The sequence below is a fragment of the Candidatus Thermoplasmatota archaeon genome (genome assembly GCA_038884455.1).
Taxonomy (GTDB): Archaea; Thermoplasmatota; E2; order DHVEG-1; family DHVEG-1; genus JAWABU01.
The window spans coordinates 1-23360 of sequence record JAWABU010000001.1; the positions used below are offsets into that span (position 1 = coordinate 1).

Sequence of the window (23360 nt, forward strand, 5' to 3'; positions counted from 1 at the left end):
GCATCAACCACCAACACCGTCACCGGCGGCGCAATCGCCACACCAGCAACCGTAGCAGTCGGCTGCTGCGTAATACTCATAGAAGCAGCACCAGCAGCAACTACATTGAAAGCATCCGACGTCACATTACTAATACCACTCACACTGAAATTCAACCGATACCCAGTACCCGCAGTATCAATCACCAGATCATTAAACGTCGCAACACCATTCCCAGCTGTCGTCCGAGTCGTCGTACCAGAAGCAAACGAAAAATTACCATAATACGGAGCAACCACAACATTCACACCAGACACCGGATTCGAAAACGCATCAACCACCAACACCGTCACCGGCGGCGCAATCGCCACACCAGCAACCGTAGCAGTCGGCTGCTGCGTAATACTCATAGAAGCAGCACCAGCAGCAACTATCGTATAACCTACCGATAATACAGATACTGGTTCTTTGCTTGTATTAATCGATAAATTATAGGAACCAGCAATAGTCGGATTCGTGATTCCTTTTGTGAGATTTATCCAAATCTGACCACCATTGGATACGTTTATAGGCATGGTGATGTTGAGTGTGTGGTCAACGTCAACGATCGTGAAATTCGTTTCAATAGGTCTGGTCGTAGTATCATGGGAGACGGTTCCTTCCAGATACGTGTTGTTCAAAATTGTACCTGCAGGAAACGTAATGTTTACCCAATCTTCATTCAATGTTAAGCCGCCCCCGGCTCCAAGTGTAAATGCTATATTGTAGGTTGCATTTTCTGTTCCTGCAACTGGAGGAGTAACGCTGACCGTTGCAGCCGACACATCCGCAAGCGCTGTTGGCATAAAACCGACAAGCAACGCTGACATGGTTGACAACAGTAGCATAGCCGATATAAGTGGTGAAAAAAACTTGCCTGATATCTTTCTAGTTGTATTATTCATATTTTTCTCTCCTTCTCCTTCTGCCCCCTAAAAAGGGAAAATCTCTAGGTAAGAAACAAGTATTCATTTATAAAAATTTGCTTAAATCATAAAACGAAATTCTCAATGAAACTGAAATTCGTTCGGAATTCTCAAGAAGATATGCTGATACTGCAACGAAATATTTATACCACGAAACCTGCTTACTAGCTTTTGAAAATATTGTTGGGATGCAAACAAAATACTATAAGAGTGTAGTATCGAATAGTACAAAGGATGGGAAAAATTATGAGTATCGCACTCTTTAAAAAAAATAAGACACCTGAAAAAAAAATCGAAACTATGGGGACCTCAGTTGATTTCCATGTTGAAATGGTGCAGAAAGTTGATCAAATATTAAAAAATCATCCAATCTTTCAAGAACACCTCCACACCGGGGATCACACTGTTTGTTTCTCAGATACAACTTCTTTTGTTGAACAACGAATGCCTCTTGAAAAAACGATAACTATATCTAATCCCCAACTCCAACGAGAACATGAATCCCAAAGTAACCCTGAGCACGTTGAACATCATCAGACGTTAACACCGCACCAACCTACAATTCCTGAAGAATTTCAACCGGAGATTCCTGGTTCTTCTTCACCGTTTCGATTTATTTCAACATTCCCAGAAGAACTAGAGCAAAAAGACGCACTCAATCTTAATGATACTCCCCGTGTAGAAATCATTAACCTTCGTACCTTCATGAAACGTGACTTCACAAGTACTATGCTTTTGAATGACCAGCAAAATCGGCAAACTACTATTCTAAAAAAGCAGATCGAACCAAAAATACCTATAGAAAAACCATCTGATGCTCATGTTGAAGTTGTAAACATACGTGCATCGCGAAAAACCGCAGATACGATAAAAAACTGTTTTTCGGAAGCATTGCAAATGAGCGACAGCAAATCGAAGATTTTTTATTTAAACAGTAAACGACATGCTGATAAAATCTTACAAAAGTTAGAAAAGGAGCAAGCATACATCCCCATTAATCTCGAAGAAAAAGCTTTAAAACTAAAAGAACAACGCCAACAACAAGTTTCTGAGATAGCAAAGACCGACAGTGAACAAAAACAAAATGACCAAGAACGTAAGAAACTACCAAAAGAATCCAAAGAATTAAAAAAATTACGAAAACTTGAAGAAAAAAAGAAAAAACAGGAAGAAAAACAGCGGAAAAGAGAAGAGAAAAAACAAAAAAAATTGCAGCTGAAAGAAGCAAAGAAACAAAAAAAGATGAACATCGAACAAAACCCTGAGATCAAAGAACACAAAAAATCTATTGAACAGTACACGGAAAATCAGGTCGATGTTTTAGATGAAGATGTAAAACAAGTTCTTATGATTACTGATGAGCTGCTCGGCAAGCTCCCCGAGAATGTTATCGAAGATTTTGCACAGTCAAAGGATTTTGAGATTTATGAACGAGTGATGAGTAAATATAAAATCAAATCGTGACGTGTATGGGTCTTTTAGAAAAAGCATACCAGGTAAAAAAACCACAGCCTTCTGAAGAAAAAGTTTCAGAGATAGCTAAAGTAGATCACATCGTTAAGAAACCGAAAACGACTTCAAAAAAAAAGCAGAAAAAAACACAGGAACAACCACAAAAAACAGAAATCCTTCAAGAAAACACAGCTCAGGGTCTTCTTGCGAAAGCAAAACTCCAAAAAAACAAAACAGCTGAACCATCTTTAACAATCTGCCATGACGGCGGTCTTGAGATACTTGAGCAAAGTGAGGGTTATGGTTGGAAAAAGATGGGGAAGAAACGCATAGTCTTTGACCATACAACAAATACATATCGTTATGAGGTCATCGAGCCGGAATTGACAAATGATGAAGCTGAATTGAAAAAAGAACTCTCCCATCTCTTCAAAATGCTTGCAGATATTAACACATTTGATATGACGTATGAAGAGAAAGAAAAATTTTGCCTTGAGACACTAGAACGAATTATCAAAGATAACAATATCACATTTGATAAAAAAACTCTAAAAAGAAAATTATCAAGCACCGAGCAAAAACCAAAACCAGAGAAAAACAAAAAGATCAAAGAACACCAAGACAAGAAAAAATTCTTCTCATTGAAAAAACAAAAAATAGATGAAAGCGAAACATCTGGTTTTTCTGAAAATTCAAAAGATAAAATATTTTACCATATCTTCCGTGACTTTCTCGGGTATGGACGAATTGACATCCTCATGCACGAAGATGGGATTGAAGATATTTCCTGCGACGGACCGGAAACGCCAATCTTTATTCACCATCGAAAATATGAAGCAATAGATACCAATATCTACTTTGAAAGTGAAGAAGAACTCAATAATTTCGTAGTACGACTCTGCCAAATCTCAGGTCAACAAATATCGATCTATTCACCCATCATCGATGGAAAATTACCTGATGGTTCACGATTACAGGCAACCCTTGCACGAACCGTTACGAAAGGATCTACATTTACAATTAGAAAATTCAAAGAAAACCCACTCACCCCAATTGATCTTATCAAGTTTAAATCAATTTCACTAGATATGGCTGCATATTTTTGGATGGCAATCGAAAACGGAGCTTCGATTTTATTCTGCGGGGGAACTGCAAGTGGAAAAACATCAGCATTGAATGCCTTACTGTTGTTTGTTCCAGAATCACATAAAATCGTCTCCATCGAAGATACCCGAGAGGTCAACATTCCTCATAAAAACTGGATTGCAGGAACTACCCGGAAAGGATTCAACACCAGCGAAGATAGTAAAACTGGAAAGGATATCGACATGTTTGATCTAATCCGTGCGGCACTCAGACAGCGGCCACGAGTAATTATCGTCGGTGAAGTCCGAGGTCGAGAAGCATACAGTCTTTTTCAAGCAATGGCAACTGGCCATACTGCGTATGCAACAGTTCATGCAAGTACGATTCATACACTTATCCAACGATTAGAAAATCCGCCGATTTCTCTTCCCCGAGCATTACTTACCTCATTGGAAATCATCGTCTTTCAAAACGCGGTAAACATTGGGGGAAAAATGGTTCGACGGATGACGAGTGTTACCGAGATCATAAAACTAGATAGTGACACAAACCAGCTCATTTTTATGGCGCCATTTACCTGGGTTTCAAAAACAGATGACCGTTTTGAATGTAGTCGAACGAGCAAGGTTCTTAATACGATCAAACAGCAGAATGATTGGACTGATGAACAACTTGAAGAAGAACTCGACCGCCGGAAGTTGATTCTTGAATGGATGGTAAAAAAAGACATCAGGGACTATAAAAAATTCGGTGAAATCATTGCATTGTATCGGAAATTCCCTGAGAGAGTACTCGAACAGGTTTATAAGGATATGAAACCATGAAATCGACGAAGTACACACGGTTTTGTCGTCGGGTATTTTCAGGTGTTTTTGAAAAAATGAATATCAGTGAAACCAGTAAAAATCGGTTGTTAGAAAAAGCAGATATCAGCATGGTCTACCAAGAGTATTACTCTATGGTTTTGATGAATATTCTTATTGGATTTATCGCTTCGTTTTCAACAACGCTGTTTCTGTATCTGTTAGTTCCACATCCAACAACTGCACTATTGTTACTTGTAGTCACTTCTCTGGTGCCAGTGCTCATCGGTTTAATCTATATTCAGCTTCCTGCTTCAAAAGCAAAAAGTCGTGGTAAAAACATTGACCGATATCTCCCCTATGTTGCTAACTTTGTCAACACCATGTCTGCTGCAGGTATCTCTCCATCTGAGATTTTTGGCACGCTCGCAGGTATTGAACTCTATGGTGAAGTTCAGAAAGAGGCAAAAAAAATCACGACTGAGATTGAACTTATGGGTATCGATACCATTACAGCATTAAAACATGCAATTGCGATTTCTCCATCAAAAAAATTTAAAGATTTCATCCAGGGGATTATCGGTGTTATCCAATCAGGAAGTGAACTTGGGCCGTATTTCGAACGATGCGTAGAACGATATATGTTTGATGATCTCGAAGAACGAAAAAAGAATCTTGAATCTCTGGCGATTATGGCTGAAAGTTTTGTGGTAACCGTGATTGCGTTTCCATTGTTTCTGGTGATTATAATTTCTATTATGGGGCTCACTAGCGGCGGCATCTCATTTAGTTTTCTGTACATCTTGTCACTTGTGATTCTTCCAATGGCATATTTTGGTTTTTATGTAATGATGAAATCAGGAATGGGGGAATCAGTATAATGAAAAAGATTTTTGACAAACCATACGACATTAACAAGCGTTACGGGAAAGATATCACCGTTGATATCATTATCTGCGCCTCAATTGGTTTAGCAACCATATTTTTTATTCTTGGTTTTTTCGCATTGATAAAAAAGCCAATTATTCCAACAAATTTCTTTTCAGCGATTGACTATTTTGTATTTGGCGTCCTCGGATGTATTGGCCCTATTGGTTTTTATAATCATCTTAAGATGAAACGACGGAAAGAAGTTGAAGACCATCTTCCTGATCTGCTACGTGATATTGCCAACTCATCTGCATCCGGTATGACGATTTATGATTCGATACGTATAGCATCTGAAGGTGATTACGGTGGTCTCACCTCAGAATTGAAAATGATGACCGCACAGCTTTCGTGGGGCATCCCGATCAACGAAGCATTGACGAATTTTGCAAAAAGGGTGAATACCAACGAGGTTAAACGTCTTGCAATTACAATAAATAAAGCATTGGAAATCGGTGGAAACACTGCAGCAGTTTTTAACTCAGCTGCCAAAGAATTAGATCAAATTAAACGAGTTGAACAGCAACGGCGTGTCGAAATGTCGATGTACAGCATTGTTATTTTTATTAGTTTTTTTGTGTTTCTTGCAGTGATCATCGTCATCAATACGACGATTTTTTCAGCTATTTTTGATATTCAGGGGAAGATGGCTGGAAAAGCAATCGGTGGACTTCGGATTGCACAGATTGATCCCACCGCGGTTCGTGATATGTTTTTTACGTTTGTGTTCGTACAGAGTATGGGCGGCGGATTGCTTGGTGGTTTTATGATGGAGGGAAATATCTCTTCAGGTATCCGCCAGGCGTTTATCCTCGTACTTGTCTCGCTAGCAGTGTTTAAAATCATGTTTTAAGAGTCTTTTTCCATTCTGACAAAATGTCACAGAATCCTTATAAAGGAGAAGTGCCAGAAGAATATATAAGGTTGGGTGAGATGGTAGATAGCATGATTCGTGCTAACAATATAGCTGAGTCAGAGATTATTGCTGCAATGCTTTTACTTATTATTGCCGTCGTAGCAGCAGGTGTAATCTACAATCAAGTACTCCCAGTACCACTCCCACCAAAAGAACCAAACGTTCATCTCGTCGGATACGTAACGAGCGACGGAACTGCAATCATTGAACACATGGGCGGACCCTCTCTATCAAACTATGAAATCTATGTCGATGGTGAACTTATCTACAAATCCACGGGATCACCATGGGAGATCGGAGGTAAAACACCTCCTTCACTCCTCCCAAGTCTCACCAACCCTGACGACAAAGTACGAATCACCGTCTATACCTATACAAATACGGGGACAAAAACCGTTGTCTTCGAAGGGATTCTCGAAGGACGTGAACAAAAAGAACCAGACACACCAGCATTATACTCGATGCCCATCTCCACCCTTCGAACCAACAGTCCTGACGAAGATATAATCTGTTATTACCATTTTGTACATCCAACCATCAACCCAATAACCTACATCTACAATTGGATGCTGAAACCAAGCGGAGGACAATTTAAACCATTCGCTCAACTGATCATGCCGTTTGACACGTTTGATAGAACACAAACTCGTGATTACTCAGGAAATGATAACCATGGAGCAATTGCAGATGCCATATGGACCAGCATCGGTCGTGTCGGTGGAGCATATCAATACTCTGGGAATCACTACATTTCGTTTCCCTATTGTTTCGATGATGAGTACCTTGGAAAAATTACTCTTGAGGCATGGATAAAAACCAGTACTTCATCAGGAACTATACTTTCGTTCAACCGTGAAAAATACCTAGAACTTGCAATATCTGATGGATTTGTCAAATGGACCACGAAAGCAGCCGATGGCATCAGTGATATCCTTGGAAACACCAGAGTCGATGACAACCTTTGGCATCATATTCTGGTCACCTACAATTCGGTTACAGGTAACGGTGCAATTTACGTCGATGGATTACTCGACATACAACAACGAATGCACCTCCCAGGATCAGCGCTGGGCACCGGAGAAACACCTATTGGATATATCGGGAAAGGATACGCTGCAGAAAACAGAAAAAACCTGTTTTCAACAGATTTCGAAAATCGAGAAGAACGAAATTATTGGAGTGAAGACACCTCAGGAATTATGACCTCAGTGTATGACAACGTTGACACCGCAGCAAGCAATGTTGACGGTGTTGCAGACAAAGGTAGTGAAAGTAACTTTCCCAATGCCCAGAGCATCTCCGTTGACAACAATGTCATGACCATCCAAGAATCAGATCAAGATGCAGGCACAAGTATCCTAGGAAAAAATTCAGGAAGCGGATCCTCATATGTCACCATCAACGGAAATCAAATGTACGGCCAGGTGTTTACAGCAACATCAACAGGAGAAATCTACCAGGCAACCTTTTATGGAAGGTCAAACACCGGGACACGAAATGCAAAAATCATCATCTGTGATTCCTCAGGAAACATTCTCCCCAACGGCATCAGCACCTCATTTTCAGTCAGTTCAACAGCAGGAAATAAAATCGGAACCTGGCCAGCAGGGTCACGACCGATTGTCACCAATGGTCAACCCTACTGGATCATGGTAATAACCGATGCCAATGCTCTCTATCTGTACTACTCATCAACATCAGGTGGATTCAGCAAAATAGATACAACAAATAGTTATTCTTCACCGACCAATCCAACCGATGCCACAACAGGAACATACAATTACCGCGTCTTATACGCCGATATCAACAACCTCAAATATCAAATCGACTTTGAATATCAATGGACATCAGCCACATACACCATTGTCAATAAAGAAATATGCATCTATGTTACCTCACACACCGGTTCTGAACACCTTCAAGTAAATTACTGGACCGGGTCAATGTGGTCTCCATTAGGAACAATAACAACTACAGGCTGGTCGAATTTTACCGCAACAGGACTTATCTCCTCAGTTTATACCATCCAGTTCAAAGGAACCTCAGAAACAACCGATGCATCACAAGACCGCTGGGATATCGACGTTATCCTCCTCCACCTCTGGGCAGATCAAGGCATCTTTGACATCTTTCCATCAGCAATGATCAATCCCCATAGCGGTTCAAACTCTCTGGGAGGAACCGGTGATTTCGATCCATACTCTACCGCATTTAACAGAAACCCCATCGATGTTACAGGGTACGATGATATCATCATCTCATTCTGGTATAGCTACAAACAATTACAAACATCTGATTCCTTTGGTGTATATTACCGAGATGGTACAACATGGGTTCCGTTGTTTCAATTAAGTACTCCGCAACCAGGAGAACAACAAACCCCATGGATAAAAGTAGAAGCAATAGTACCTGATACTATCGACTCAGTGGTACTCCAATTCAGATGGACAAGCTCATCTCCAAATGCCTATATCGTCATTGATGATCTTGAAATAACCGGTATCCCAACAGGTGAAGAGAAAAACTTCATCGGACTTATTGATGAACTCCGCATCTACAATCGAATTCTTTCTTCAGAACAAATCTATCAGAACTACCTCAACCAAAAAGATGGAACGACGTTAAAAAACGTTATCGTAGCTGAAGAAACAAGTCTTGGTCAAACCTGGAAATGCATCGTCACACCAAATGATAGCACCCAAGATGATGCTTCCACCGAATCAGACATCCTGTACCTCATAAGCTATGGAGGAGGATAACAATCATGATAAAAAAAATACCGCATGTACTTCTTCTCATGATCTGCATGCTAGTAATAGTACATAGTATGATGCCACTAAAAACAGTTCATGCAGGAACATACAATGGTGCAGATCTTGCTGCTGCAATCCTTGTTGATCCAGCAACCCTCATCAGCTCATCGTACACTGATACTGATTCCAGCGGAACCAGACAAGCATGCGTATCAACCGGTCTTGGCATCATACAACCAACCCATGGCTCGTCATTTGTACTCTTAAGTACCGGCATCGCAGGAATCTACCCAGTAACATCGAATGGATTAAATCCTGGCAGTGAACGAGGAAACTGGTTCCGAGGAGGACAATACGGAACTCCACGAGATCGTGCAACACTCACCTTAACGTTGCAAGTACCAGCATTCATGCATTATCTCTACTATGACGTTCAGTTTTTCACCACTGAATACCCTGATTATCTCAACAGCCAGTATAACGATCAGCTAACCATAACTGTCCAATCACCATCCCAAGGAACCACAACATATATCATCAACGTCAACGGTGGTGACTTTGTTCTCAATGCAAACGACATACTGGGAAGTGGATTTGATGTGTTTGCAACGAGCGGCAATCCGAGCGATGTTGACTGGCTAACTACAACACCAATTCCTGGCGCAGCTGATGCAGGTGCAACAGCGCTCACCGGTCGAGAACACCCAGTATCACCAAACGAACAAATCACAGTTACCTTTGATATCGTTGATGTCGGCGACAATCAATTTGACAGTACCGCATTTATTGACAATCTCCATTTCACTGGTTTTGCCCAGGCAAACCTCATCGCACGAAAAACCGTTGTTGATCTCAACGGTGATGAACCGGAACCTGGGGATATCCTCGAATATCGAATCACCATCAGTAACATTGGAACTGCACCGCAAACCAACAACCCTGGATATGAATTTGAAGATTTAATCCCACAATTCACCACCTATATCCCAGGTTCAGCAACAAAAAGCTCGGGAACAATAGCATATAGCGCATCTCAGAACAAAATCACCTGGGATGGTGGTATCCCTGCACAAAGTAGTGTCATTTTAACCTTCAGAGTTCAGATTAATCAATCTCTTGCTGATGGAACAATCATCTCAAATCAAGGAACGGTATTTTGGGATAGTAATGAAGATGGAATCAACGACAAAACAGAACTCAGTGATGACCCAAACGTTGATGATGGAATCGACATTGATGGCGATGGCGACACTGGTGATGATGACCCAACCATCGTCATCGTCTCATCATTTGAAGTACCCGTACAACTCATAGAAAACTTTGCAAATGATCCAACTGGTGAAAAAGCAACGCAAAGCTACGAGGACATACTCTGGTTTGAAACAACGACACAATCGATCCAAAGTGCATTTTCGGTTGCTGGTGATTACCACTATCACACGCCAAAATCCTTTAAAACAAAACTGCGAAGCTCAACCGGCTTTGAATACTGGAATTATTCACTGCGTGCATTAAACTGTGATGTCACTGCATGGGAAATTTGGTTTGCCTGTGGAAACACCAGTGAACCCTATGATTTATACCTTGAGTTCAAAAACACTGCAGGGACAACCATTGCAAAAATCAAAATACTCTACAGCAATGAAGGAACTGAACTGCCCTTAGAGTATCTTGCAAAAATATACTACCTGGCACCAGGGAACACGTGGATACAACTGAACTCCAAATTCACTAACGGTGCTCTATATGGAGGAGTTCTCGGTGACACGTGGTGGTATAAACTAAGAATTGAAAGAACCAGCAACGAACAAATCACCTACAAACTCTATCAAAGCAACCAAGGAGTTGTTGACGATCGCACCTCAGGAACTCTGGGTACACCATTCTCAGATCTCAGCAGCATCAAATGGAGTACTACAGCTGATCCAATTGTTTGTCCCATCTTTTTCTGGGATGATCATCTCCTTGAACTCCAACCACGAAACTAATTCTTCTTCTTTTTTAGGTTCCTGGTTTTGTTCGATCAGTCTCAAAAAACGTATACTCATTAATCTGCTGCTTCAGATTGTTATACATCTGAACTTGTTCTTGATACAACACCAGAGTTTCATTAAACAGCACAAGCAACATAGAAACATTCGCCGTAGCACCTATCGACAGATTTTCGGCGATCTGTCTGAGGTAATTACTTGCATTGTATCGAAGATACGTAATATTTTTTCCCGCATCAGCAAACTGCACATAATATCCTAACACTTCAAGGTATTTTGCTTTCGAAGTATAATTCTGCGCTTTGACAAATCGTGGTCTAGATTCACCAAACCGAGTATAGGAATTCCAATAATTCTGCAGTGCATTCGAACAATTCTCAATACAGTTATCAATTGTTTCATTCCGAGATGATGAATTCAGTGTAACCAGCGCAGTACTATACCAATACAACGCAAAATCAAAATAATAATTACCGACCTCTCGAGCCTCACGAGCCGCATCCATCTTTATCGACCCTTGGAGGAAAAAATCAGTGAAATTTTCATTGGTACTCGTAATCGTCGTAATCTCTGTTGCATGCTCAATTCTAATCGTATCAATGGTCGACCGATTGACAATATCAGCAACAAAATAAGTAATAATAATCGCACCAATCATAATCGACACAAGCATAATAAACATATTTTTTGTAAATTCACGAGCCATAGCTACCTCACCATCATTGTTTACTAGCATCATAAGCATCAACTAGCTGCTTATAAAATCATCTATCAGCTCATCAAAAGATTAAAAAAAGAGCAGGGTTTTACCCTCCTCTGCAATCAACCACTTTTTACAAGTGTTACAAAAAACCCTGCCCCGGTAGTGTAGTGGCCTATCATGAAGCCCTGTCGAGGCTTCGACCTGGGTTCAAATCCCAGCCGGGGCGTTCCAACTCTTCTATACCAGATAGAACTGTCTTCGAATTTTGAGAAAAACTGATGTGATGTATTATCCTTGTAGTATCACCACGAGAATTTTCTTGATCAACACCACAGATCCAACCTGATGCTGATCTGCGTCATACAACCGTGCAGATAACTCATAAAAACCTGACGGAATACTGAGATTTACGATTGCACCATCAGAAACATTCGTATCCCAGCAGGTATACGTTTTTTTAAGAAACTGTTGCGTTGCAACAAACTCAACAGCAACAGCATTGTCAGGAATTTCTGCAGCAGCACATACTAAAACATTGAAATCAACTACAACTGCAACACCAAGACGAGTAAGCAGGTGTACGGGTCCGATTTTATCATGGTTCGTAATATAAAGATACCCAATTTGATAGATCCCCTTCTCCGAACAACGCACAGTTCGACGATCAATACCCCGAAGCCCTGCCTGATCAACACTAATCACCAAAATATCATATGTTTCTCCATACGACGCAGAAAAACTGGTGTCAAACCATTTGATTTTCTCTCCAGTATATGTTGCATTGAACAGTATATCACTCCCACGTCTGATCTCAATGCGTTGTATCCCAGATCCAGAAGCATATTCAGTTACCGAACCATTAATTCGAATTAACCCTTGAAATACCAGTTCAGGAGGTTTCACAATTGTGACCATCGGAGGACTTCGGTCAAGCGCAATATTTGTTATCACATGATGCGGTGTTTCTTCATTCTCAGCAGTATCCTTTGACCAGTACTCAATCATATTATCAGGCCGTTCAGACGTAATAAACGGCGGGTTTGCTGGATCATACACCTTTGTCTCACCTTGGTTCATCCGATAGAACGTCGTGATATTACTTGGAGCTGAATCATTATCAGACACCACAAACGTACATCGAATTGGTTTGGTATACCAATTATTACTCCCATCAGGAACCGCAGGGTCGAACAAAATCTGAGTATGTGGCGGTTCCATATCTGCATATCGATACCAGCTGATATTCCATGCGTCAACAACAGGTGAGCTTGTTGGTACGGAACGGGTAAGCGTTGCACGAAGTCTGCAGCTCCGCTCCGACATCGCTGATAAATCCTCACCGGGATTCACATCTGCACGTAAAACAACAGTCCCATCAGCATTCAAAATATCAAACCGGACAACACCAACTGGAACTGTATATGCTGCAGAAAAACGATGCCAGCGAATAAACTCACTATCTGGAGTGATCACCGTTGATGTAACCACTGCATTGGTAATCAGTTTATACTCCTCTCCAAGAGCATAACTGACAAATGGTGATCCGACCTTCTGGGTGATACTCCACACCGATCCAAATGCATCAGCATACAATGAAACCACATCTCGCTCATCCTCCCAAATACAGAAAATATTACCCTCACCGACTGCAAGATTATTCCAATCAACATTCTGCGACGACCCATCAGTCAGCTGCACCTCAGCACCATGGATAACTCCTGAAGATGAGACAAGTTTTCCCCAAATCCCAGTACTTCCCCCAAGAATGCTATCATACGAAACAAAAAACATACTGTTAAAAAACGGCACAACATCAGTTCGAATGTTACTCGTTCCCGGTGTTATAATAAAATTCGTGATCACTGTTGCACCATTCACATCAAGGATTTTCCCCCAGATATTACCATCGTAACTCGAACGAACTGTAGGATCAACACTGATATCAGCATCATTCCACGTTACCAGATACCGCTGGGAAACCGGATTGTAAACAACCGCTGGGAAGATATGATCAACCGTCGAACTACCAGTAGCAATCGATATCGTTGAACCATTTTGTACTGGTTGTCCTCCAGGACCTGTTGGAGAAAAACGTCTTGCCTTCAAACTAAACGGTCCTATCTGAGGATCATACCCATCTTCATAGACAACGAAAAAATTCCCCTGTTCATCAGAACATACCCATGGATCAGACTGACAATGCACTTCCCCAGGGGTGACACAAAACTCAACATAGGACGTCCCACTGGGAAAATAGATTTTCCCCCAGATGTCATAGTTATCAGCACCAGCCCGTGCATCCTCCCATACAACCATAAAGCGATTCGTTCTAGCATCATAGCACACATGCGGATCATACTGCCCGCCATCAGCATTGCTACAAATTGTAAATCGCGAAAGCACGGTTCCATTGAGTGCGACAAAAGCTCCTTTGATATCTGATTTAAATCGATCAGCAATTGTTGCTGGATTTTCCTCCCAGCAGACAAAAAATTTACCAGCGCCATATGCAATCGATGGGTTCTCTGCATGATACGAAGTATCATCAGGTCGTGAAATTCTGATATCTCCGGTTTCTTTTGGTGGCTGCGGATTTGATCCATTCACATCAAAGGTTCTACCTAGGATCACTGAAGGAAGCGAACGTTCGAGATAATAACCAAGATCCTCGGGTCCAAGTCGTTCCTCCCAAGCGGTCAGAAAACGTCCGCCGCCATAGGCAACATCTGGATCCCATGCTCCTTCATTTTCATTTTTATACGAGATCATAACATCAGGTTGCGTGAGGTCCTGCCACGTGAACACACTATTAAAATTTCCTTGATCAACCGCAGTTGGATTTCCATAAAACAAATACATCGTTATGGTTTGCTGCGGAGCGATATATGGAATTAACACGAGGACACGTGCTGAAACACCCATAGTTCGCTCTAAAATCCAATACTCATAGGAAATTCCCTGAGCGTTTGTAAAACGAAGATCATCATAATCAGTCTGCATGTCAGAATCATAGGGAATATTCAGCTCAAGAACATAGTTATGAAGACCAACCAACCCGGTATTTGTAATATTGATGGGACGCATTCGCGTAAACGATGGATTCGTCCAAGCTGCATACGTATTCTGCATTGTGATAACTCCTGCTGACGTATCAATTGAACAGTTTCTCGTCAAACCAACATCGATTCGACCAGTATCAAAAAAATCATCGTGCCATACAACTAAGGAACCACCACGATCCTGAAAACCTCTAGAAAGCATCGTCGTTTCCACAGATCGAATCTGGGCTACTGACAAAAGCATTCCCAGACTAAGGAGAACGGTACTGACAATTGTTCTGAGTTTTATTTCCCCCATGTTTTCCTCATTCTCTTCTTTTTCAGAGAACTGCTTAATTTTTTTACGGCCAGGGCACTGTATACCACTGATGTTTCCATAAGATCTGCAACGTCCAATCACCCGGCAGTGGAGTGTCACCAAGAATCCAAATACGAATCAATTGTCCATTCTGAGCATGCCATTGAATCGTCCGAGTAATATCAATAAAATTCTGACCACTCAGTCTGAATCCATACCAATAATTACCACTCTGTGAAGGGTCAAAACCAGCCTCAAGGTTGAACTGATCACCAACCGGTTGACCAAACGTATGAATCGTCACATATCCAGTTTCCTGTAACGACCAGGTAAATTTTACCTTTCGATTTGCAAAAAACGAAACAGACCCCTGGAGTTTAAATCCTGGTGTTGTTGTGTTTACAAAAGTCACTGCAACATTTTTATTTACCTGCAACTCCAGCATCCCTGATTCACCAATGTTCCATGTTGCGGCAATACTCAACAGATCACTATCAACATGTACCGAAATATCAACTGCATCTAAGGAAAGAATACGACCTGACCACTGCAAATTTCGAATCTGATTCCCAACCTTATCCCAAGAAATCATGAGATGATCACTGGTTTGTATCCCAAGACCAAACCTCAGCATCAGACTTCCTTGATCATGCACGGTAAGCGTAGTATACAGCAGCTGATCACCACCGGTAATCACCGAAAGAACACCATGATTGTTCTGCGCATCAGGAAGATCCCAGACAAGCTCAGTATGATTGTTTTTTAACTCCAACGTATTTGTAATTGTCCATCCTGCATGACTTACAGAAAACGTCACCGTTGGTTCGCCACCAACTGCAGTACTCCGCATCATAGTAATATGACCTCTTCGATCAGATCGGTTGACATCCCATGCTATTTGAACAAACGTCGTACTCAGTTCAAGTGTTTTTGAAAACACCCAATCTTTGTACTGAATCGTTGTCGTAGAAAGCAATGACGCCTCAGGGCTACGTTCAAGAGTTATCATTCCCGTCCCCTGTAAAATCTTAATATCCCATGAAAGTTTTACAAATGCACATGCAAGAATAAACGTTTTTGTCACGGAAACCTCACCAAAACGCAACCCTACATCGAGCGTTCGCGGTTCATCGTAATCCCGTACAATATGAATATATCCAGTTCCTCCTGCAACATCAATAAAACTGTCACATCGAATCATCTTTGGCACCTGCGTGATTCGCATAAACGGTTCATACACCCCAGAGAAATACAAACCAAGCTCTTCAACATCAGACGACATATTCAGTTCAGCGAAACTTTGTGCAGACAGATCACCAAGCACACCCAATTCAAGACCCCATGCTGCATGAATGCGCTGTGGGAGATTACTGACTGCAAAACAAACAAGTGTACCATTTTGCTCTGAATCAAGGCTATAAGAGATGTCATATGGCCGATCTGACTCATAGAGAAACTCTCGAGATCCAAGAATAGTTAAATCAAACTTCATGTAACTTGGCAACGGGTCGATCACAAATCGCTGAATAATAGCATCAAGAATACCGCCCTCTGCACGAAATGAAATTCTTGTTGACACACCAGCGCTTTTGCCGAACTCATATGAAATGGTTGCCTGTGTAGGAACCGCGGTGATCGTAAGTTCAGTTGCAGGATCAAATTCAACAGAAAAACATCGAGAAAACACTTCATGACCCTCACCATCAACAGTCGTATACTGGGTAAAAAACGTTACCTGGGAACCAGTCTCAAGAGAATCAGGTTGTATTATTAATCGAACAACCCGGGGATCATCAAGATGCTCTCGGCCGACAAAAAACGATGTCGTCACCTTATTGATACCATCTCCAACCGCAGTGGATCGATACCCAATTTGCGTACTGAAAAAAGGATTATTCTTGGTATCAAGCTCACCACCGGAAAGAAGGACAAACGGAAAACGAACCTCTAACGAAGCCTCATAATTTTTCGACGTATCACAGCTGGTTTCAAGATGAAATCTCGTTTCAATAACATTCTCAGAATTCTGTGTTATCTTTGTTCGGGTGAAACGCAGCTCAACAGCTGTATCATCTTTTGACTGCATACTTGTAAGAAAACGCTTCGTTTCACCAGTTGTAAGCATCGAGTTAAAATCAGCGATTCCGAGATTCAACGGTGTCCTAAGCGTCATACCATTATCATACCGAGTATTGATCCACACGCCAAAATCATCACGACCTATTTTGACAAACAAGACTTTTATCAAATCGCGAGCACATTCTTGATCTTGATCATCAAAACCATACACCCGAATCGTATACAACCCAGATGAAAGCCCCAGATCCATTGAAAAACCATTAATAGTGTTATAATCCCATCGTTCAGTTTTCCACCCTGTTGCCATCTGCGTTGCCTCAAATCGTACATGATGCACATCGACTGATTCAGTGTCAATAGTAAGACTCCGACCGACAACCACAGCAAGACCAAGATGAAAGATATTCGGTAACTTCATCGGGCGAAGACGAAAAAGATACAACTGACCAGCGACAGGATATGTAATTACAAGTGATGACTGCAAACCTACGGTTGCAGATCGTTGAGATTGCACAACAATTGGTTGTTCTGGTTGATCAGAAAGCAATTCATATTGAGTGAGATGAAAAACAGCAGCGCGATACGGCGTAGAAAACATCAAAAAAACCAAACAGAATAGTATTCCTCCTACTACCCTCTTTTTCATGAATCATTCACCTCTTCGTATGCTCCAGAGAGGTATCCCTCTAAAAAATTAACTCTCTTCACATATATATTAGGTGAAACAGGTATTTAACATTTATGTAAAAAACAGGATTTTTCAGCAATCTGTGAAATCCTAACAGCGCAAACATGCAGAAAAAACATCAAAAATTACCTCAAGAAAAAGATACACAACTCATGCAAATACTATAAGATTTGTAAGAGTGGTTTGACAGCGTACCAGGAGCCAATAGATTTCAAGCAGTGAAGCTTACCCCATAAGGTTCCCGAAGGAACCAAACGAGGCTCTCCACCTAGTCTAAAGGTTCCAGCCCTCTTCAGAGGGTAGTCTTCCCATGGGTTCTCACACCATAGTACCAAAGATTACGCAGGTAGGCTTAACTGCCGGGTTCGGGATGGGACCGGGTGTTTCCCCACCGCTTTGACCGTCAAACCACTGCTACTCTGAATGTATGAAATCACATGCAACCTGTTTAACGATTGAGCCAGATGATGAGCGATTAGTAACTATAGGCTGAACATGTCGCCGAAGCTTCATGCGTACACCTTAGTCCTATCAACCGAATCTTCTATTCGGGCTCTATGATGGCTCGTCTCAGGGTGGGTTTCATGCTTAGATGCTTTCAGCATTTATCCCTTACAGCGTGGCTACCCAGCACTGCCTTGTCAGACAACTGGTAAACTAGAGGCTGCAGACCCTTGTTCCTCTCGTACTAAAGGGTCTTTCCCCTCAACCATCAACGCTTCTAGAAGTTAGCAACAAACCTGTCTCACGACGGTCTAAACCCATCTCACGATCCGCTTTAATGGGCGAACAACCCCACCCTTGGCAGCTGCTGCACCGCCAGGATGCGAAGAGACGACATCGAAGTAGCAAGCCTCCAGGTCGATATGGGCTCTTGCTGGAGACGACTCAGTTATCCCCGGGGTAACTTTTCTGTTATCAATCACCCTCACAAATAAGGTAGATTGGTTCGCTAGGCCCTACTTTCGTAACACGAATTGTTATTGATCCAATTCGTGTAAAGCCACCTTTTACCCTTGCATTCTACAGGAGATTTCTGAACTTCTTGAGGTGACCTTTGGGCGCGCTTGATACCTTTTCGAGCGCGTGGCGCCCCACCCAAACTACCCACCTATCGGTGTTCTTTTGCAAGTTAGTTGTACGGTCAAAGTAGGGTGGTGTCCCATTGGCGCCTCCACCTGAACTAGCGTCCAGGCTTCGACGGCTCCCACCTACGCTGCACAACCAAAACCGTACAACAGCGACAGGCTGTAGTAAAGCTCCACGGGGTCTTCGCTTCCTTCTAGAAGGTACTGGACTGTGCGCCAGTAAGTCAATTTCACCGGCTTCCAAGCGGGGACAGTAGCGCTCTCGTTAAGCCACTCATGCAAGCCGCCAATTAAGCGGCAAGGTATTACGCTACCTTAAGAGGGTCATGGTTACCCCCGCCGTTTAGCGGTCCTTCGCCCCATTGAAATAGGTTTTCAGATACCGCCACTGGGCAGGATTCGGCGACCATACACATCCTTTCGGACTTGCGGTCTCCTACGTTTTTATTAAACAGTCGGAGCGCCCTAGTCACTGCGACCTGCTTTCTGCAAAGCAGGCACCCCTTCTACCGAAGGTACGGGGCCAATTTGCCGAGTTCCCTCGCCAGGATTAAGCCGATACACCTTAGCTTTCTCAGCTAGGAGCACCTGTGTCAGTTCTCGGTACGGATCGTCAAATTACATCTCATATTTTTTTTCACGGGCACTTGGGCTCGATTCAATCCGTCTAAAAACGACAGACCATTCACGCCTTGATCTGGTTCTCACCATAACGGTACTCCCCAGATTTATCTCGCTTAGACAGACAGACAAGTCTGCAAAATCTACCCACATGCGTCAAAATATGAGCAAATATTTGACGAGTACAGGAATATTAACCTGTTTCCCATTCGGCAACGTCGATTAAGGGTTGCCTTAGGACCGACTAACCCTCGACTGATGAACATCGTCGAGGAAACCTAGTCCTTTCGGTGGTAAAGATTCTCACTTTACTTTTGATGCTACTCTTGCCAGGATTCTCGTTCGAACGCGGTCCACTTGACCTTACAGCCAAACTTCTACCCGCGCACGACGCCCCCCTACCCAATCACCTTGTAGGTGTGCTTATGTATCGGTGGTTACCTTAGCCCCGTCCATTTTCAAGGCATATAACCTCGACCAGTGAGCTGTTACGCTTTCTTTAAAGGATGGCTGCTTCTAAGCCAACCTCCTGGTTGTCTGAGGATATAAACACTCTTTAACTATCACACTTAGATAACACTTAGGGACCTTAACACAAGGTTGGGTTGTTTCCCTTATGGACACGAAGCTTACCCCACGTATCCTCACTACCCTGAATCTACGATGATTACGCATTCGGAGTTCAACAAGGTGCCGAGGAATTTCTTCCCCTAAGCACCCAATTGGTGCTCTACCGCGCAATCCATCTCATCAGAGATCTACCTGCGAGTAGTTTCGGGGGGAACCAGCTATCCCCAGTCTAGATTGGTCTTTCGCCCCTATACGCAGCTCATCCGAACGATTTGCACATCAGCACCGGTTCGGTCCTCCACCCCATTTTCATAGGGCTTCAACCTGGCCACGCATAGATCGATTGGCTTCGGGTATCGTGGTAATGACTACAGGCGAGCACACCTTGTCCCTCGTTGCCTGCGGACATTTGCTTTCGCTACGGCTCCAGATTCTCCATCTTTAGCCTCGCCATCACCAGGAACTCCCTGGCTCGTTTTTCAAAACGAACGATAAGACATTGCTCCACCAACTAAGTTGGTTTCGTCGCTTTCATGCCATTATCAGTCTGTAACCATTTGATTTCATGCTCTTTGCACCTCCCGCAAGGGGTACTTTGCAACGTTCACTCGCGCTACTATTGCGCTATCGGTCTCGAGGAGTATTTAGGGTTGGAAGTTTATGCCTCCCATATTCACACGCGATTTCCAGCGCATGCTACTCTGGATACCTAGAAATCTCCCACTAGCTTACTCCTACAGGACTATCACCCTCTCTGGTGCCTCGTTCCAGAGGACTTCGGATTCCCTAGTTTGGGAGTAAATAGGTCCAAACTCCACATCTCCCTATATTCATCATATAAGGATTCGGTTTGCCCTGTTGGGTTTTCGATCGCCTTTACTCACCCAATCTCAGTTGATTTCTTTTCCTCTGCCTACTAAGATGTTTCACTCCGGCAGGTTCCTTTTCGCTGATGCGAATACCGTCAAAGACGGTAGGATGTCCCATTAGGTGATCTCCGTATCAAAGGCTCCTTGCGCCTACACGGAGTAATATCGCGGCTTGGCACGACCTTCATCAGCTACTCGAGCCGAGCAATCCACCAAATGGCGTAGCACTGGCTCAATTTACGTCCAGGTTGCATATGCACCCATTACCAAACAACATCATCATTATTCTGGTAATGGAACGTTCATCGACACAAACAACCACATGTCTAGACATGCGGCGGTCTCCGTTCTTATCAACTTATGTGCATTTCACACAAGCTGACGTTGAATTTCATGAGAGTATCTTTTTTAGGAAAATCGCAATGGACCGGATGGGATTTGAACCCATGGCCTCCTGCTTGCAAAGCAGGCGATCTTCCGCTGATCTACCGGCCCTTTCTATAATATAACTATCTATATTATATTAGGAGCCGATGGAATTCAGTTACCCTTAATATAGTTTTCTTTTTGATCGACGTGCGATTTTTCAGTGTCTACTACATCTGCCGTTATTTTCGTAGGAGGTGATCCATCCGCAGGTTCCCCTACGGATACCTTGTTACGACTTAACCCCGCTCACTAAGCCTAAGTTCGAATGTAGCAAGAACCACATCCTTACTCAGACCCAATTCGCATGGTTTGACGGGCGGTGTGTGCAAGGAGCAGGGGCATATTCACCGCGGAATGTTGATCCGCGATTACTACGGATTCCACCTTCATGAGGGTGAGTTACAACCCTCAATCCGAACTAAAACTAGGTTTCGGGATTGCCTTCACCTTTCGGTGTCGGAGCCCATTGTCCTAGCCTTTGTAGCGCGCGTGTAGCCCGGGGGATTCAGGGCATACTGACCTACCGTTGCCCTCGCCTTCCTCTGACTTATCGCCAGCGGTTTCTCTAGTGTGCTTCGTCAGCGAACCGACGAATTGCAACTAAAGATGAGGGTCTCGTTCGTTGTCTGACTTAACAGAACGCCTTACGGTACGAACTGACGACGGCCATGCACCACCTCTCGGAAAATCAGGCAAGGTCATCAGCCTGGCCTTCATATAACCGTCGCCCCCGGTGAGTTTTCCGGCGTTGAATCCAATTAAACCGCACGCTCCACCCGTTGCGGTGCTCCCCCGCCAATTCCTTTAAGTTTCAGTCTTGCGACCGTACTTCCCAGGCAGCTCGCTTAACAACTTCTCTCCGACACTAGCTGGGCTCGAAGCCCGGCTAACATCAAGCGAGCAGCGTTTACACCCTGGACTACCGGGGTATCTAATCCCGTTTGCGCCCCAGGGCTTCGTCCCTCACCGTCAGACCTGTTCTAGCTAGACGCCTTCGCCACCGGTGGTCCCCCGAGGATTACAGAATTTCACCTCTACCCCCGGAGTACCTCTAGCTTCTCCCAGTCTCAAGTCCCGCAGTCTACCCGGCATTCGTATCGTTAAGCGATACGATTTACCCAGGCATTTACAGAACCGGCTACGGACGTTTTAGGCCCAATAATAGTGGCCACCACTTGGGCTGCAGGTATTACCGCGGCGGCTGGCACCCGTCTTACCCAGCCCTTACTCTCTCTGTTTTTTAGACAGAGAAACAGCTAACACTTACGTGCTAGCACTTGGGATCCCCTCGTCGTGCTTTCGCACAGTGCGAAGTTTTCGCGCCTGCTGCGCCCCGTAGGGCCTGATATCGTGTCTCAGATATCATCTCCGGGTTATCGCTCTCACAACCCGTATCCGTCGAAGGCTAGTCAGGTCGTTACCCTGACTACAACCTGATAGTCCGCGGACTCATCCTTAGGCGCCGAAGCTTTCAATTTAAGTGCATTCCAGCATCCTAAATCTATGGAACGTTATCCTCAGTTTCCCGAGGTTATTTTCCACCTAAGGGCAGATTATCCACGTGTTACTGAGCCGTCAGCCGAGGGCCGAACCCTCACGACTCGCATGGCTTAGTCGAATCCCAATAGCGGTGACCTACGGCAGGATCAACCGTAGTCTCGCACACTATTATTATTGTCCTATACAACTTTATTTGAATTTGGCAGGTGTAGTAAATATCACCAAATTGCACGTCAATCGTCGGGTTTAAGAGTGCGCAAGTACCCTCTTAAGATACTTGATTTTCTTAAACCTCCACATCCATATGTTGCCCAGATGTGAAACGACCTACTCACAGACAATACAATACTGTACTCTTATAGGTCAACCGGAATAATCCGGGCAGGTAACTAATTGAGGTAAACACACCGAATAGAATTATGATATATAAATCTTACACTGACTTGGCCTGCGATGTTCAGTGCTCATACGTCTATTAAGCTATCACTAGTAGTTTATATCAATTTTAAGAGATTCAAGGTTTTCATCAAACAAATCCTTTCAATGATTTTCTTGAAAATAATCACTAACTAATGTCTCTGTAA

Annotated in this window: 10 protein-coding genes, 2 tRNA genes and 3 rRNA genes; 7 read left to right on the top strand and 8 right to left on the bottom strand. The window is 43.1% G+C overall.

From position 1 onward, the window contains the following. A partial coding sequence (locus tag QXL17_00005) for a hypothetical protein (GenBank protein MEM4257528.1) occupies positions 1–923 on the bottom strand: 923 nt, incomplete at its 3' end. A gap of 267 nt (positions 924–1190) precedes the next feature. Here QXL17_00005 and QXL17_00010 point away from each other — a divergent pair. The 6 genes from QXL17_00010 (at position 1191) to QXL17_00035 (ending at position 10869) form a co-directional block, all read left to right on the top strand. Then, positions 1191–2408, top strand: coding sequence for a hypothetical protein (locus QXL17_00010; protein MEM4257529.1), 1218 nt, complete (start codon positions 1191–1193; stop codon positions 2406–2408). Between the two features lie 5 nt (positions 2409–2413). Continuing rightward, positions 2414–4306 carry a type II/IV secretion system ATPase subunit gene (locus QXL17_00015; GenBank protein ID MEM4257530.1) on the top strand — a complete coding sequence of 631 codons (1893 nt, stop codon included), beginning with the start codon at positions 2414–2416 and terminating at the stop codon, positions 4304–4306. Then, entirely contained in the window at positions 4303–5166 is an 864-nt protein-coding gene (locus QXL17_00020; protein MEM4257531.1) for a type II secretion system F family protein, read from the top strand. Before QXL17_00015 ends, QXL17_00020 begins: the two co-directional genes overlap by 4 nt. Beyond that, on the top strand, positions 5166–6065 hold the full coding sequence (locus QXL17_00025; GenBank protein ID MEM4257532.1) for a type II secretion system F family protein: 900 nt from the start codon (positions 5166–5168) through the stop codon (positions 6063–6065). Before QXL17_00020 ends, QXL17_00025 begins: the two co-directional genes overlap by 1 nt. Before the next feature lie 80 nt (positions 6066–6145). Beyond that, positions 6146–8887 carry a laminin G domain-containing protein gene (locus QXL17_00030; GenBank protein MEM4257533.1) on the top strand — a complete coding sequence of 914 codons (2742 nt, stop codon included), beginning with the start codon at positions 6146–6148 and terminating at the stop codon, positions 8885–8887. A 5-nt stretch (positions 8888–8892) separates the two neighbouring features. After that, positions 8893–10869, top strand: coding sequence for a choice-of-anchor L domain-containing protein (locus tag QXL17_00035; protein ID MEM4257534.1), 1977 nt, complete (start codon positions 8893–8895; stop codon positions 10867–10869). A gap of 13 nt (positions 10870–10882) precedes the next feature. Here QXL17_00035 and QXL17_00040 read toward each other — a convergent pair whose 3' ends face one another. Then, complete coding sequence (locus QXL17_00040; GenBank protein MEM4257535.1) at positions 10883–11611, bottom strand: hypothetical protein; 729 nt, start codon at positions 11609–11611, stop codon at positions 10883–10885. A 117-nt stretch (positions 11612–11728) separates the two neighbouring features. Between QXL17_00040 and QXL17_00045 the strand changes: the two genes are divergently transcribed. Then, positions 11729–11801, top strand: a tRNA-Asp gene (locus QXL17_00045). A 62-nt stretch (positions 11802–11863) separates the two neighbouring features. On the opposite strand, the gene QXL17_00050 is transcribed toward QXL17_00045, so the two are convergent. The 6 genes from QXL17_00050 to QXL17_00075 form a co-directional block, all read right to left on the bottom strand. Next, complete coding sequence (locus QXL17_00050; GenBank protein MEM4257536.1) at positions 11864–14932, bottom strand: DUF2341 domain-containing protein; 3069 nt, start codon at positions 14930–14932, stop codon at positions 11864–11866. 43 nt (positions 14933–14975) lie between these two features. Continuing rightward, on the bottom strand, positions 14976–17657 hold the full coding sequence (locus QXL17_00055) for a hypothetical protein (GenBank protein ID MEM4257537.1): 2682 nt from the start codon (positions 17655–17657) through the stop codon (positions 14976–14978). 331 nt (positions 17658–17988) lie between these two features. After that, positions 17989–18107, bottom strand: a 5S ribosomal RNA gene (gene rrf / locus QXL17_00060). Positions 18108–18154: 47 nt separating this feature from the next. Beyond that, positions 18155–21083: ribosomal RNA gene (locus tag QXL17_00065) — 23S ribosomal RNA — on the bottom strand. Positions 21084–21270: 187 nt separating this feature from the next. Continuing rightward, positions 21271–21342, bottom strand: a tRNA-Ala gene (locus QXL17_00070). Between the two features lie 123 nt (positions 21343–21465). After that, positions 21466–22933 (bottom strand): 16S ribosomal RNA (locus QXL17_00075). Together the 16S, 23S and 5S rRNA genes with 1 tRNA gene alongside form the textbook arrangement of a ribosomal RNA operon. Positions 22934–23360: the final 427 nt, after the last annotated feature.

What these genes read in the sequence shown, in the direction of transcription:
- QXL17_00010 (MEM4257529.1), top strand. Translation starts at nt 1,191, where the DNA reads ATGAGTATCGCACTCTTTAAAAAAAATAAGACACCTGAAAAAAAAATC.
- QXL17_00015 (MEM4257530.1), top strand. Translation starts at nt 2,414, where the DNA reads ATGGGTCTTTTAGAAAAAGCATACCAGGTAAAAAAACCACAGCCTTCT.
- QXL17_00020 (MEM4257531.1), top strand. Translation starts at nt 4,303, where the DNA reads ATGAAATCGACGAAGTACACACGGTTTTGTCGTCGGGTATTTTCAGGT.
- QXL17_00025 (MEM4257532.1), top strand. Translation starts at nt 5,166, where the DNA reads ATGAAAAAGATTTTTGACAAACCATACGACATTAACAAGCGTTACGGG.
- QXL17_00030 (MEM4257533.1), top strand. Translation starts at nt 6,146, where the DNA reads ATGGTAGATAGCATGATTCGTGCTAACAATATAGCTGAGTCAGAGATT.
- QXL17_00035 (MEM4257534.1), top strand. Translation starts at nt 8,893, where the DNA reads ATGATAAAAAAAATACCGCATGTACTTCTTCTCATGATCTGCATGCTA.
- QXL17_00040 (MEM4257535.1), bottom strand. Translation starts at nt 11,611, where the DNA reads ATGATGCTAGTAAACAATGATGGTGAGGTAGCTATGGCTCGTGAATTT.
- QXL17_00050 (MEM4257536.1), bottom strand. Translation starts at nt 14,932, where the DNA reads ATGGGGGAAATAAAACTCAGAACAATTGTCAGTACCGTTCTCCTTAGT.
- QXL17_00055 (MEM4257537.1), bottom strand. Translation starts at nt 17,657, where the DNA reads ATGAAAAAGAGGGTAGTAGGAGGAATACTATTCTGTTTGGTTTTTTTG.